Source organism: Flagellimonas aequoris (assembly GCF_003584165.1).
In the GTDB taxonomy this organism is placed as follows: domain Bacteria; phylum Bacteroidota; class Bacteroidia; order Flavobacteriales; family Flavobacteriaceae; genus Flagellimonas; species Flagellimonas aequoris.
The window spans coordinates 349,306-362,645 of sequence record NZ_QXFJ01000030.1 but is presented as its reverse complement, the minus strand read 5'-3'; the positions used below and the strand labels follow the sequence as shown (position 1 = coordinate 362,645).

General features: G+C 41.8%; 13 protein-coding genes and 1 other RNA gene. 9 read left to right on the top strand and 5 right to left on the bottom strand.

From position 1 onward, the window contains the following. Positions 1–26: 26 nt before the first annotated feature. Positions 27–1,412 carry a TlpA family protein disulfide reductase gene (locus D2U88_RS15070; protein ID WP_235855800.1) on the top strand — a complete coding sequence of 462 codons (1,386 nt, stop codon included), beginning with the start codon at positions 27–29 and terminating at the stop codon, positions 1,410–1,412. A gap of 54 nt (positions 1,413–1,466) precedes the next feature. Here the strand turns inward: D2U88_RS15070 and fsa are convergent, their stop codons facing one another. From fsa to ffs, 3 genes are all read right to left on the bottom strand, one after another. Continuing rightward, positions 1,467–2,123 (bottom strand): fructose-6-phosphate aldolase, encoded by a 657-nt coding sequence (fsa, locus tag D2U88_RS15065; protein ID WP_119641365.1) that lies wholly within the window; start codon positions 2,121–2,123, stop codon positions 1,467–1,469. A 38-nt stretch (positions 2,124–2,161) separates the two neighbouring features. Further along, the gene (locus D2U88_RS15060) at positions 2,162–2,971 is read right to left on the bottom strand and encodes an SDR family oxidoreductase (RefSeq protein ID WP_119641364.1); all 810 of its coding nucleotides are present in this window, start codon (positions 2,969–2,971) and stop codon (positions 2,162–2,164) included. A 24-nt stretch (positions 2,972–2,995) separates the two neighbouring features. Further along, an RNA gene (ffs, locus tag D2U88_RS15055) (signal recognition particle sRNA small type) lies at positions 2,996–3,094 on the bottom strand. Positions 3,095–3,170: 76 nt separating this feature from the next. Between ffs and D2U88_RS15050 the strand changes: the two genes are divergently transcribed. From D2U88_RS15050 to D2U88_RS15020, 7 genes are all read left to right on the top strand, one after another. After that, positions 3,171–4,235, top strand: a complete 1,065-nt coding sequence (locus tag D2U88_RS15050; protein WP_313782338.1) for a glutaminyl-peptide cyclotransferase — start codon at positions 3,171–3,173, stop codon at positions 4,233–4,235. Further along, positions 4,235–4,624, top strand: a complete 390-nt coding sequence (locus D2U88_RS15045; protein WP_119641363.1) for an acyl-CoA thioesterase — start codon at positions 4,235–4,237, stop codon at positions 4,622–4,624. Before D2U88_RS15050 ends, D2U88_RS15045 begins: the two co-directional genes overlap by 1 nt. Positions 4,625–5,073: 449 nt before the next feature. Further along, a complete protein-coding gene (locus D2U88_RS15040) occupies positions 5,074–5,808 on the top strand; it encodes a LytR/AlgR family response regulator transcription factor (RefSeq protein ID WP_119641362.1) in 735 nt (244 codons plus the stop codon). Between the two features lie 139 nt (positions 5,809–5,947). Further along, the gene (locus tag D2U88_RS19575; RefSeq protein WP_182859192.1) at positions 5,948–6,121 is read left to right on the top strand and encodes a hypothetical protein; all 174 of its coding nucleotides are present in this window, start codon (positions 5,948–5,950) and stop codon (positions 6,119–6,121) included. 801 nt (positions 6,122–6,922) lie between these two features. Further along, positions 6,923–8,518 (top strand): tetratricopeptide repeat-containing sensor histidine kinase, encoded by a 1,596-nt coding sequence (locus D2U88_RS15030; protein ID WP_182859191.1) that lies wholly within the window; start codon positions 6,923–6,925, stop codon positions 8,516–8,518. A 21-nt stretch (positions 8,519–8,539) separates the two neighbouring features. Continuing rightward, positions 8,540–9,208, top strand: a complete 669-nt coding sequence (locus D2U88_RS15025; RefSeq protein WP_119641839.1) for a response regulator transcription factor — start codon at positions 8,540–8,542, stop codon at positions 9,206–9,208. A gap of 177 nt (positions 9,209–9,385) precedes the next feature. After that, the gene (locus tag D2U88_RS15020; protein ID WP_119641359.1) at positions 9,386–10,045 is read left to right on the top strand and encodes a hypothetical protein; all 660 of its coding nucleotides are present in this window, start codon (positions 9,386–9,388) and stop codon (positions 10,043–10,045) included. A 23-nt stretch (positions 10,046–10,068) separates the two neighbouring features. Here the strand turns inward: D2U88_RS15020 and glyA are convergent, their stop codons facing one another. Next, complete coding sequence (glyA, locus tag D2U88_RS15015; protein WP_119641358.1) at positions 10,069–11,343, bottom strand: serine hydroxymethyltransferase; 1,275 nt, start codon at positions 11,341–11,343, stop codon at positions 10,069–10,071. Between the two features lie 248 nt (positions 11,344–11,591). Here glyA and D2U88_RS15010 point away from each other — a divergent pair, with 248 nt between their 5' ends. Continuing rightward, positions 11,592–12,776: a hypothetical protein gene (locus D2U88_RS15010; protein WP_119641357.1), complete on the top strand. Its 1,185-nt coding sequence runs from the start codon at positions 11,592–11,594 to the stop codon at positions 12,774–12,776. 94 nt (positions 12,777–12,870) lie between these two features. Here the strand turns inward: D2U88_RS15010 and ytxJ are convergent, their stop codons facing one another. After that, positions 12,871–13,260: a bacillithiol system redox-active protein YtxJ gene (gene ytxJ, locus D2U88_RS15005; protein WP_119641356.1), complete on the bottom strand. Its 390-nt coding sequence runs from the start codon at positions 13,258–13,260 to the stop codon at positions 12,871–12,873. Positions 13,261–13,340 lie beyond the last annotated feature (80 nt).

Below are 13,340 nucleotides of genomic sequence, written 5' to 3'. Positions count from 1 at the left end.
GTAGCCTAATGGAAGGTTCCCTGCATATGGTAAAATTTTTACTCGGCCTCACCTTACTATTCATTTTCTCTTGTTCCGACAAAACAGAACAACAATCCACTGTATTTTTTGGGGGTGAAATCGTAAATCCTACTAGTGACTATGTGGTACTTTACCACAACGACACTTATGTGGACTCCGTGAAGCTGGATGATAATAACCGCTTTGCATTCCATCTTGACGGTATTGACGAAGGCCTGTACCATTTTGACCACACACCGGAACTTCAATACGTGTACCTTCAACAGGGCGATAGTCTGTTGGCCCGTTTGAATACGGTAGAGTTCGACGAATCCTTGGTGTATTCCGGCAAAGGGAGTGAAATCAACAACTTTTTGATCGAGATGTTCCTGAGCAACGAAAAGGACGAACCCCTGATTCAGGATTTCTATCCTTTGGACCCCAATGAATTCAGTGATAAAATGGATTCCTTACGGGACATTAAATTGGAACATTTACACCAATTTGCCACTGACAACCAATTGTCTGACCGCGTATTGGATATGGCCAAGGCATCCATAGATTACAGTATCTATATCACTAAGGAAAAATATCCATTTTATCATAAGAAAAAGACCGGGGAAGTGGCCTTTCATGATCTACCTGCTTCTTTTTATGATTTCAGAAAGACCATAAATCTAGACAATAAGGACTTTACCTATTTCAAGCCCTACTTTGATTATATGAAGTGGCACTTTGGGAATTTGGCCTATATGACCTGTTTGGAAAACTGTGCCGACGAAGGGCAGCCCGTCAGCGATCGTTTGCACCTGAACAAACATAAGCTGACGCTTGTGGACAGCATCGTGAAACAGCAAAACCTCAGGGATATTCTATTTCGTAACATTGCCATTGACTATCTATTGAAGGAACACAACCCCAGCGAGGAATGTCGTTTGTTCATCGATAAATTCAGATCACTTTCCTCCAACGAGGAACATAAGGAAGAAATCGACTTACTCTACAAAAGCATCAAAAACCTTCAGCCTAACACTACGCTTCCTAATTTGGCACTGAAAGATGCGGACAACAACGAAATTTCCCTCAAAGAGTTGGCCAATAGCAAAAAGAATACGGTATTTTATTTTTGGACCGCTTCCCAAAAGAAACATTTTAGAAATGTGAACCAGCACATTACCGAACTGGAAAAAAAATATCCCCGTTACAATTTTGTGGGTATCAACCTAAGGACCAGTTACCCCCAATGGAAAATGCTGATGGATGAGTACCACTTGGACAAGAACAAACAATTTTATGGGGAAAACTTCAAGGAAATCCAAATGGCCATGATCATTGACGGTCTCAACAAATGTGTGATTGCCAAGGATACCGTAGTCATAGATGGTTTTGCCGACCTCTTTAAATCCTTATAAATAAAAAACCCTGAATTTTCATCCAGGGCTATTTCAATGTATCTTAAGTTTCTTTTAGGGATTTCCTTTTTTATAATCTTCCAAAAACTTGGCCAACCCAATATCGGTAAGCGGGTGTTTCAATAGGCCTTCGATGGAGGACAATGGACCTGTCATGACGTCTGCCCCTATCTTGGCACAATCGATCACGTGCATGGTATGGCGAATGGATGCGGCCAATATCTGCGTTTCAAAATCGTAGTTGTCATAGATCAAGCGAATCTCGGAAATCAGGTTAAGTCCATCGGTGGAAATATCATCCAACCTTCCCAAAAACGGGGAAACGTAGGTAGCTCCCGCCTTGGCGGCCAATAAGGCCTGCCCTGGGGAGAACACCAACGTACAATTGGTACGGATTCCCTTGTCCGAGAAATATTTCAGGGCCTTTACCCCATCCTTGATCATCGGTATTTTCACCACGATCTGCTCGTGAAGGTCGGCAAGCTCCTCCCCTTCCCTGATCATCCCCTCCAAATCGGTGGCGACCACTTCAGCAGAAACATCGCCTTCCACAATGTTGCAGATGTGCACGTAGTGTTTTAGAATATTGTCTTTTCCTGTAATGCCTTCCTTGGCCATTAGGGATGGATTGGTGGTTACCCCATCAAGCACACCCAATGCCTGGGCTTCCTTAATCTGGTCAAGATTTGCGGTATCAATAAAAAATTTCATCAGTAACTGTTTATGATTTGTATTAAAGAAGTATAAAGCTACAATTTATAATGGTTGATCAATAGCTTTTCGTAGACTTTATCGGGCAATATGCTCTTGAGTTTCAAGGAGAACTTTTGCATAAATGCTCCAACGGGGTTGTGTACTTTGGGCTTATCCTGCTGGATGATCTTATACACCGCTTTTGCCACCTGAATTGGGTCCCCGGCACTGTCCACATCGGCATCTATGGCGTTCAGGGTCTGAGCATATTTATCTTCATAGGCCGAGCCATCCAGAACAGGCGCATGATATCTTCCAGCGGCAATATTGGTGGCGAAATCCCCCGGTGCTATATTGGTGACCGTCACTCCAAAATCTTTGACTTCCATGCGTAAGGCCTCGGTAATCAGACCCAAAGCACCTTTGGTGGCCGAGTAAAATCCACGATAGGGCAAGCCCATATATCCGGCAATTGATGTGATATTGATGATAGTACCCCCACCCTGCTTGCGCATTTGTGGTAATACAGCCTTCATCATGTGTACGGGACCGTGGAAATTGGTATCAAAAACATTCAAGATCTCTTCATGTGGGGTTTCCTCGATAGGCCCCGTGATACCTACTCCAGCGTTATTGATCAATACGTCCAAACGACCTTCTTTGGAGATGACCTGCTTCACGGCGTTTTGGACACTATCAGTATCCTTTACGTCCAATTGGACCAACTCAAAGGCGTCAAAATCGGGGTAGTTTTGGGGATTACGTGCAGTACCGTATACTTTGCATCCCTTGGCTGATAAAAAGGTTCCGATGGATTTTCCGATGCCGGATGAACCTCCTGTGATCAGTACAACTTTATTTTCCATGATTGCTTAAATTCTGGAAACAAAAAACGGCAAGCTACCTACATCGCACCGCTACGACCGTATACCCTTGCTGCGTTCCCACCCTGGGGGATTCTACAGGAGCTGGTCGTGTAGGACTTGCCGAGTGCAAATATACGACCTTTTAAATTTGTCGCAATCCCAATTCATTCTTAATTTCGAAGTTCTAGGAATAGATCGCATGAAACATGAACGGAACATTATGGTGAAACTTTTTTCTTTAACGGGGGTACTACTCTTCTTTTTGGCCTGCGGAGGCAATTCGGACCCTTCCAAACTCTTTTCCATTCAATTGGAAAACAAGACCCTACATCAAAATGAACAGGTTGGCGTCGCCTTAAAAAACAAGAAAGGACTCGAAATTTCCAACCTTCATTATTATATGGATGGACAGGAGCTACCTGTTGAAAATGGAAAAATCACTTTGAATCTTCCCACCCTGGGAAATAAAAAATTGATCGCCAAATTTGATTTGGATGATCAATCTGTGGAAGTTGAAGAAGATTTGAGGCTTTTGGCCGCTTCCGCCCCAGAAGTGTACACCTATGAAATCATCAATACCTATCCGCACGACACCAAGGCCTATACCCAGGGCTTGGAGTTTCATGATGGCATGCTCTATGAAAGCACTGGCAAAAAGGGAGCATCAACAGTAAGAAAGGTGAATTTTGAAACAGGTGAGGTGCTACAAAAAATAGATCTGGACAACTCCATGTTCGGCGAGGGCATCACCTTGATGAACAATAAACTGTATCAACTTACCTGGCAAAGTGGAATGGGCTTTGTGTACGACGCCACCAACCTTGAAAAAATCAAAAGCTTTACCTATGGTAAAAGCAGGGAAGGCTGGGGCCTTTGCAACGATGGCAAAAAAATATTCAAAAGTGATGGTACCGAAAAAATCTGGTTCCTTGACCCAGAGACCTTGGAAGAAACAGGGCATGTGGAGACCGTAACCAACAAGTCCATCTTCAATATGGCCAACGAGCTGGAATATGTGGATGGAAAAATCTACGCCAACGTGTATCAAAAAGAAAGTATGATGATCATCGATGCCACTTCCGGCGCCATTGAGGGGGTCATCAATTTTGGAGGTTTAAAAAGTCAGGTGAAGAAGGGTGCTGAATGGGATGACACCAATTCTGTTCTGAACGGGGTAGCCTATCACCCGGAAAGAGAGACTTTCTTTGTAACCGGCAAAAACTGGGACAAGCTTTTTGAGGTCCATATCCTTAAAAAGAATTGATGAAGGCCTTTTCCGAAGTTTTTGAAGTAGTGCAGGATGACCTTGACGACCTGAACCATGTGAACAACATCCGATATGTGGAATGGATCCAGGCCATCTCCAAAAAACATTGGGAAAAAGAGACCACGGAGGACATGAGAAAAGAAATGATCTGGGTGGTTCGGAACCATAACATCTCATACCACAAATCTGCCCTGTTGGGCGACACCATTCAGGTAAACACCTACATAGAGGGCAACAAAGGCCCCATCTCTACCAGGATTGTGGAAATCAAGAAGAAAGACACCAATGAACTCTTGGTGAAGGGCATTACCGAATGGTGCCTTTTGGATGCCACCACCTTTAGACCAAAACGGGTTCCGGAACGTGTTCAGGCCTTGTTTGCATAATCATATCCTGAATCCCTACTACCCCCTCACTTGATCGGATTTTTAAGTTTGGTTCGTAATGTTTTATGCAGTTCGTCGAATTTCATCTTATTGATTCGTCTTTAAGGTCCCAAAAATTAGGAAAATACGGTCTCAAATCGTAAACTAGTAGGAAACCTAAATAACAACCCACTTAAAAACCGACCAAACCTTATGCGAAAAATCTACAAATTCAGGCACCGCAGACCCAACTTCCAAAGCTTTGAAGGTTAAGATCTTCATTCCGAGCACCACACAAAAATAGCTTGTTGCAAACCGACCATTTCGTTACGATTACGCATCCATTAACGAAATTTTAAGGAAAACTGTAGGAAAATCAATCAAATTAGAGAGAAACCCATAGTTTTTTTAAGGGAAAACTGCAATGAGATTTTTGTGGGCGTTAGTAACTTGCAATCAGCATTTTGCACATGGAATATACCTACAACATCATTGACTCGAACGCTACTTCCAAGCTACAGTTACAGCTCTATTTGGAAGAGTATGAAGATTTGACCTGTACCGGGGTGGCCACCAGTGCCGCGGAAGGATTGGACTCCATATTAAAGCACACGCCGGACCTTGTGCTGGTCAATTTAGGGGAAGATGGGATGGAGTATTTTCAAATGGTGACCGAATTGAACCAATACATGCAAACGCTACCTATTATTATAGGTTACTCCACTACCAAAAAATATGCATATAATGCCATAAAGAGCGGTTTCTTTGATTATTGGATCCTCCCCCACAACGAATTTGACGTAAGAAAGACCATTTTACGTCTTAGGAAGAAACATCCAAAGGATGATATTCCCTCCACCATTTGCCTTAAGTCCTATAATGATTATAGGTATTTGGACACCAAAAACATTCTTTATCTAAAATCCGACAACAATACCACGGACTTTTACATGAGGGATGGTAATGTCATCAGCGCTTTCAAGACCTTAAAATCGTTTGAGGACAAACTTCCCGAAGGATTCATCAGAATCCACCAAAGCTATATTTTGAACAGCAGGTATGTTTCACGGATCAATTATGGCAAATCCATTTGCACCTTGAGCCATGACCGCGAAGAGGAGCTCCCCTTCTCCAAGACCTATAAGGACAAAATAGACACCTTAAAGGAAATGCTCTCCAAAACGGCCGTAAAGGCACTCAATTAGCAAAATTCTAGCAGAATACCGCAAAATTCTAACAGATTTCCATATTTCACTAAAGTCATAAGGGTTGGGGCAATATCCGTATTGTGCTTAAATATCTTAGCCTCATAAACCAATTTTAACACCCCTAAAACCTAACATTATGAGAAAAGTAGTAAGCATTTTGGCCCTGGCATTATTGACCGTTGGATTCTATTCCTGTGAAGCCGATACCGATGTGCAGGACACCGAAGCAACTTTTAAACAATTAAAAGTAGACCAGAGTGCAACGGATGGAGATGAGACTGTTGCTGAAGGCAGAGAAGGCAGTAATTAATCTATCATGCGAAGAGTTATAAAAATCCTCCTAAATATGTTCATTTTAGGTCTGCTTCTTTTTAATAATAACGATGATAAAAAAGTTTCAAGCAAGAATTCTTCGAACTATATGACAATTAATGCATTTGATTTTACCGAGTCTAATCTCCCCAAAGAAAGAGTTAAGCTAGGCATCCAGAAGCAGACTCTGTTGCGATTAGAACAAAGCATTAGTGAACAACGAGATTTATAAACAACTTTGCACAATATCACAGCCCCTTTCCTTTAATGGTTTGGGGCTTTTTTGTTACCTTGGATATATTAACACTATTCGTTTTTGAAATTTAAATCCTTAATACTGTCGTTACTCCTGTTTTGGGGTTGTACCTATGAGGCAAAAAAAGGTACATCTGCATCAAATCCTGATTTGGATTCGATTCAAGAATGGATTAAAATCGCCCGAAACGGAAAAGAATTAACTTTAAGCGACAGAAAATTCTATCTAACGAAGGCGCAAAATGCTGCCAACCAATTATCTAATGACACTAATCGGATAGAAAAATTGTCTGATGTTTCTTTAGTGTACAGAACTTTGAAAGACTCTCTCAACTTTAGACAGACCAATACAGAGATCTTAAAAATGGCTGAAAATGTCAAGTTATTTAACGTTTTAGGTAATTCACATTGGGATTTGGCCTTCTTTTTTGAATCATATGCAGTGTTAGACAGTGCGTTTTACCATTACAAAAAGGCATTGAATAGTTTTGAAAGACTCCCTGCTGATGAATCGCTCCAGTCAAAGGGGATAATGTTGTATAACATGGGAAGGATTCAGGATTCTTATAAAGATTATTTAGGAGCTGAGATAAGCATTACCTCCGCTTTAAAAATTTTTGATGAACTTGGCGATGATTTAAGGATTCACAATTGTTACAATGTCCTGGGTGTTATTGCCAATGGTATAGGTGATAGCCAAAAATCACTGGAATACTACAAAAAAGCTGGTGAGTATTTGAATACTTCAGGTTCTTCCAATAATCGTCTAAGCTGGATAAACCAAAATAATATAGCCAGTGCTTTTTTGAATATGGAGAATTATCCAAAGGCAAAGGAATCATATCAAGAACTTATAACTGACGAAGAATTTAAGGACAAGGACCCTGAGCTCTATACCAAATCAATATCAGGTCTCGCTTATTCCATATTCAAATCTGGCGGTAACCAAGATAAAGTAGAAAGTCTACTGCAAGAGGCTATTGAAATTAACAATAGTAACGAGCAACTCTATGAGATGGCACGCCCCAAACAATACTATGCCGAACTTCTGGCCTCTAAGGGAGATACATCACAAGCCATCCAACTAGCCCAAGAATCGTATGCCATTGCCAAGGAAACCTATAACAATGACCGTTCCTTGGAAGCACTGATGTTGTTGACCAAATTGGACCCTGCGAATGGTTCCACCTATGCTGATGATTATTACAAACTCAATGAAACCATCAAAGAAGAGGAGCGTACCAAAAGGGATAAATTCGCCCGTATTCGCATGGAAACGGATGAAATAATCGAAAAAAATGAAATCCTGACCCAGGAAAAACAAGTATGGGTCGGTGCCGCCTTTGCGTTAATTCTTTTCGGTACCGCATTTTTGATCATCGTTACCCTTTACATCAACAACAACCGGCTCAAGTTCAGGCAAAAACAGCAGGAGAGCAACCAAGAAATCTACAACCTGATGCTTTCCCAGCAGGGCAAGTTTGAAGAAGGCAAGCAACTGGAACAAAAGCGTATTTCCGAAGAACTCCACGACGGTATTTTGGGTGAAATGCTGGGCATACGTCTCATCTTGAGTGGTTTGAACGAACGCGAAGACCCGGCATCCATTGCCCAACGTGCGGAACTCATTGAAAAATTACGGGAGGTAGAGGAAGAGATCAGGACCATTTCCCATGAGCTCAACAATGCCTCTTATGAAAAATTTCATAATTTTATTGTATCGTTGGAAGACTTGATCGATGGTATCCAAAACTCTTCCGGCATATCATGTTCCTTTACATTTGATGATAAGGTAAGTTGGGACAATTTGTTGGGCGATATTAAGATCAACGCCTACAGGATCGTCCAAGAAGCCCTTAAAAACTGCGTAAAACACGCTAAAAGTCAGTATGTTGATATTTCCTTCGAATCCTTCGGGAAAAACTTGAAGTTGACCATTGTGGATGACGGTGTCGGTTTTGACGTGAACAAGGGAAAACGTGGAATAGGGTTGCGCAACATTATTTCACGATCTAAAAAAATACATGCCAAGTTGGACATTGACAGTAAAAAAGGAAAAGGAACCACGATAATAGTGACCATTCCCGCCACATACATAGATTCCGACGTGGCGGAACGTAAAGAAGTATTGAACACCTAAATCTTGCAACAAAAGAACCAAATGGAAACGCTTAGAATATTAGCCATAGATGACCACGAGATGACCATGCTCGGCTACAAGTTCATACTTGAGGGCATTGAACTAGAGGGTCACCATATTATTGTGGATACGGCCACCACCTACGACGCCGGAAAAAAACTCATTGAAGATTCCGTACACTCGTTCAAATACGATATCCTCTTTTTGGACGTGCAGTTGTTCGCACCCAACGAAGAACAACCGTATACCGGGGAGGATCTGGGAATCCTGGCTCGAAAAATAGTACCGGAAAGCAAGATCGTATTCATGTCTTCTTTTAGTGACAACTACAGGATCAACAGTATTTTAAAGTCCGTAGATCCAGATGGCTATTTGGTAAAGACAGACATAGACCCAAGAACTTTGGAAGATGCCGTAAAAACCATCATATCCAACCCTCCCTACTACTCTTCCAAGGCACTTTCTGCCATTCGCAAGAAAATGGCCAATGATATAGAACTGGATGAGAAGGACAAACAAATTTTGTTCCACCTCTCCAAGGGTACCAAGAACAAGGATCTCGAAAAATATATCAGACTCTCGCCTTCCTCCATTGAAAACAGAAAACGACATTTAAAAACCCTCTTCGGCACCGAAAATGAGAACGATTTGGCCTTGATTCTAGCTGCAAAAAATAGAGGCTTTATCTAGCCTTAATAGCGACAAGTACCCACTTAAGCCAATTTTGGCAATTGTTTTTGGACTTTCACTGAGCTAAAATCCTTACAATTAAGGAAAACCCATAGAATTTTTAAGGATTTTCTGCAATCCCATCAAAAAGATTCATCCTAATTTTAAGGTGAAGAGAAAATTACAACCCACAAAAACATGTCGTTCCCAAAAAAAGCTAACACCAATTATCGCAATAGCGGCGCAAAAGTCTTTGAGGCCGCCAATGGACTGGACGATTTCCTTAAAACCTTGGAAAAGGATTTTTTTGCAACGGCCAAAGTCCAATGTAAATTCAACAATCTTGAGAACAGGGCCGATTTGATCATCGACCTATATCTCAACTTTGGGTTAATGGATTGTCTTAGACATTTTAACAATGGAGACTGGGGAGGTTTGGCCTTTTCCGAGGAAAGCCAGTCCAATATGTCGTCTTCTGTAGAAAAGGCGCTTGAAAAATTGAACGCCTTGAACAGTCATTCCCTTGATATTATGGAGCTTTCCCTTCATTTTAGGGAAACCTCTATCATTATCTCGAGATTATACGAACAAAGCATCCCTAAACAATTGGGACTCATCATATCCAGTATTGGGGAGCATTTTGTATACTTCACCAAGGGATTGACCGAAATGCCGTATGAGATTTTCGTGCCCGTTTTTGAAGATACCACGTTGGATCACTCCCAATCCAAAATCGGCCAATGCGGATATCTGGATTATTGGGGGCTATATTTTGAGGACCAGGCCCAACACCAAGTGATGATCTATTCCCTAAAAAGCAAGAAACTGGAAAAAGAGGATTTGTTCCTCTTCGAATAAAGAAAAGTACTTACAAGTAAATACTAAGCACTGAACAAAGGTCGCGATTTCATCAAATCGTTGACCTTTTGTTTTATCTGTCCTATTTTCTTTTCGTTTTCGGGGTCCATGATCACCTCATCGATAAATCCGACAATGGTCTCCATATCCGCTTCCTTCAGTCCCCTTGTGGTAATGGCCGGGGTACCGAAACGTATACCCGAAGTAATGAAAGGTGATTGGGTATCGAAAGGCACCATATTCTTGTTGGCCGTAATCGCGGCATGCTCCAAGGCCTTTTCCGCATCTTTTCCGGTAATGTTCTTATTTCTTAAGTCGATAAGCATCATATGGTTGTCCGTACCACCTGAAATTACTTTGTAATCAAGTGACATGAATGCCTTGGCCATGGCTGCCGCATTTTTCTTCACTTGAATCATATAGTGTAGGAAGTCATCTGAAAGCGCTTCACCAAAAGCTACAGCTTTTGCAGCAATGATATGCTCCAACGGGCCACCCTGGTTCCCTGGGAAAACGGCAAGGTCCAAAAGGGCAGACATTTTTCTTAACTCTCCGCTTTTTAGTTTGATACCAAATGGATTATCAAAGTTCTCACCCATCAAGATCAAACCGCCACGAGGACCTCGCAGGGTCTTGTGTGTAGTGGTGGTCACAATATGACAATGAGGTATGGGGTCGTTCAGGATGCCTTTGGCAATAAGTCCCGCAGGGTGCGAAATATCTGCAACCAAAATGGCTCCGACACTATCGGCAATCTCACGGAAACGTTTAAAATCCATGTCCCTGGAATAGGCAGAAGCACCCGCAATAATCAATTTCGGTTTTTCCTTATCGGCAACTTCTTGGATCTTGTCATAGTTCAAGGTTCCAGTTTCTTCATCCACACCATAAAACACAGGATTGTACAACTTACCGGAAAAATTCACGGGGGATCCGTGGGTCAAGTGACCACCATGGGATAGGTCAAAGCCTAAAATAGTATCGCCAGGTTGCAAACAGGCATGGTACACCGAAGCATTTGCCTGAGATCCCGAGTGGGGCTGGACGTTGGCATACACGGCACCGAACAATTCCTTGGCCCGGTCAATGGCCAGTTGTTCCACCTGATCCACAACCTCACAACCACCATAATAGCGTTTTCCAGGATAGCCTTCGGCATATTTATTGGTCAATACGGAACCTGCCGCTTCCATTACCTGTGGACTGGTAAAATTTTCCGAAGCTATCAGTTCTATACCTTCAATCTGTCTCTCCCTTTCTTGTGCTATCAAATCAAAAATCGCTTGGTCTCGTTGCATTGCCTATTGTTTTTAATAAGCGGTAAAATTACAAATTGAAAGGGGATTACATCCTAAAAAATGCGCAATGACCATCAAATTTATCAAACGGCAATTAACAATTTTCAACTTTTTGAAGATTGCCTCAAAACACTCATTTTTAAGCTTTTCACCGAAAATATACTACCGTTCATCCTTTTTCGTTTATAAGATGTGGTTTTTTGGCACAGCTCTTGAACCCGCCTAAATAACCAATAAAATCGACGACCATGAAAAAAGTTCTACTCTTAACCGCAATTATTGTTCTTGCCGCCTGTGGAGGTGTCAAGAAAACACAAGAGGCCTTAAATACCGGAAACTATGTTACCGCCATGAACAAGGCCATTAAAAATTTGTCGGAAAACAAGACCAAAAAAGGTAATCAGGAATACATCACCCTTTTGGAAGAAGCCTTTGCCAAACATGCCGAAAGGGAGCAGCAAGAAATCGCTTTCTTGCAAAATGATGGCAATCCTGCCAATTTGGAAAACATCTATAACAGGTATTTGCAGTTGAAGCAAATCCAAGAAAGGATCAAACCTCTGCTTCCACTTCATATCAATGATGAAGGTAGAAATGCCAAATTCAATTTTGTGAACTACGACAACAAAATCTTGGCCACCAAGGATGACCTTTCAGAGCATCTTTACGAAAATGCCTCCAGCTTATTGGCCAATGCCAAATACAAGGCAGATTTTCGGGCCGCGTACGATGATTTGAAATACCTACAGGAAATCAATCCTGGGTATAAGGAAACCGTTGCCAAAATGGACGAAGCCTATAACAAGGGATTGGAATATGTCCGAGTGGATATTGCCAACCAAACCGAGCAGATCATTCCAGAACGCTTGGAAAGTGAGCTTTTGGATTTTAATGCTTTCGGCATTGACAATTTCTGGTTGCAATACCACACCAACCCATTGGCCAATGTAAAATATGATTATGCCATGAACCTGGATTTCATGGAAATCAATGTCTCTCCTGAGCGTGTAAACGAAACCCAAATCATCAAAGAGAAACAAATCAAGGATGGCTGGGAATATCTGTTGGATACCAATGGAAACGTAGTAAAGGACAGTTTAGGAAACAAGATCAAGGTAGACAAAATGCGTACCGTTACGTGTAAATTCTTCCAGTTCACCCAAACCAAAAGTGCCCAAATTGGGGCTAAGGTTCGGTTCACCGATTTGAACAGCGGACAGGAAATAAACGCCTACCCCCTATCCAGTCAATTTGTGTTCGAGCATGTATTTGCCAATTACCAAGGGGATAAAAGAGCTTTGGAAGATGACCTTTTGGTCTTTCTAAATGCCAGGGAGGTTCCCTTTCCATCCAACGAACAAATGGTATATGATGCCGGAGAAGACCTCAAGGCGAGACTGAAGGGCATTGTCTCAAAATATCAATTCAATTAATTCAATTTTGGAATAGTGTCACATCGAGCGCAGTCGAGATGAGAAAAAAGTTCTCGACTGCGCTCGAACCGACATTTTCTCGATTTTCTCGTCTCTACAAATATTTTGAAAAGTCAATATCTGCTATCGCCCCGTGCGAAGTATGAAATGTCACTTCCCCATTCTTAACGACCAACAACTGTGGGGATTCGTGCCTTACCCCAAACTTTTGGGCAATTTCATTGGAAATGTCCCTGTGGTGCTGAATGGTCAAAAAATACAGGTCACAATCCGTATCCAAATCATACGATTGGGTAAACATGCTCAACACCATACTACTGATCCCACACGTACTGGAGTGTTTGTAAATTACCTGAGTTTTATCCTTTGATTTCCGTGAAATTGCATCCAATTGCGCGAATTCCTCCAATTCTATCCAAGGTAACTGCTTTTTCTCACGCCCTTGTTTTTCCTTCTTTCCAAAGACACTGTCAAATATTCCCATACTGCAAATTTAGTTCATAGGTCGCAGTACTTCCAAAAGCTTACACCTGACGAAATGTCCTTTATTTTCAATATTCTTCG

Excerpts from the sequence above, each read along its gene's own strand:
- D2U88_RS15070 (WP_235855800.1), top strand. The coding sequence starts at position 27 with ATGGTAAAATTTTTACTCGGCCTCACCTTACTATTCATTTTCTCTTGT.
- fsa (WP_119641365.1), bottom strand. The coding sequence starts at position 2,123 with ATGAAATTTTTTATTGATACCGCAAATCTTGACCAGATTAAGGAAGCC.
- D2U88_RS15060 (WP_119641364.1), bottom strand. The coding sequence starts at position 2,971 with ATGGAAAATAAAGTTGTACTGATCACAGGAGGTTCATCCGGCATCGGA.
- D2U88_RS15050 (WP_313782338.1), top strand. The coding sequence starts at position 3,171 with ATGAAACATGAACGGAACATTATGGTGAAACTTTTTTCTTTAACGGGG.
- D2U88_RS15045 (WP_119641363.1), top strand. The coding sequence starts at position 4,235 with ATGAAGGCCTTTTCCGAAGTTTTTGAAGTAGTGCAGGATGACCTTGAC.
- D2U88_RS15040 (WP_119641362.1), top strand. The coding sequence starts at position 5,074 with ATGGAATATACCTACAACATCATTGACTCGAACGCTACTTCCAAGCTA.
- D2U88_RS19575 (WP_182859192.1), top strand. The coding sequence starts at position 5,948 with ATGAGAAAAGTAGTAAGCATTTTGGCCCTGGCATTATTGACCGTTGGA.
- D2U88_RS15030 (WP_182859191.1), top strand. The coding sequence starts at position 6,923 with ATGGGAAGGATTCAGGATTCTTATAAAGATTATTTAGGAGCTGAGATA.
- D2U88_RS15025 (WP_119641839.1), top strand. The coding sequence starts at position 8,540 with ATGGAAACGCTTAGAATATTAGCCATAGATGACCACGAGATGACCATG.
- D2U88_RS15020 (WP_119641359.1), top strand. The coding sequence starts at position 9,386 with ATGTCGTTCCCAAAAAAAGCTAACACCAATTATCGCAATAGCGGCGCA.
- glyA (WP_119641358.1), bottom strand. The coding sequence starts at position 11,343 with ATGCAACGAGACCAAGCGATTTTTGATTTGATAGCACAAGAAAGGGAG.
- D2U88_RS15010 (WP_119641357.1), top strand. The coding sequence starts at position 11,592 with ATGAAAAAAGTTCTACTCTTAACCGCAATTATTGTTCTTGCCGCCTGT.
- ytxJ (WP_119641356.1), bottom strand. The coding sequence starts at position 13,260 with ATGGGAATATTTGACAGTGTCTTTGGAAAGAAGGAAAAACAAGGGCGT.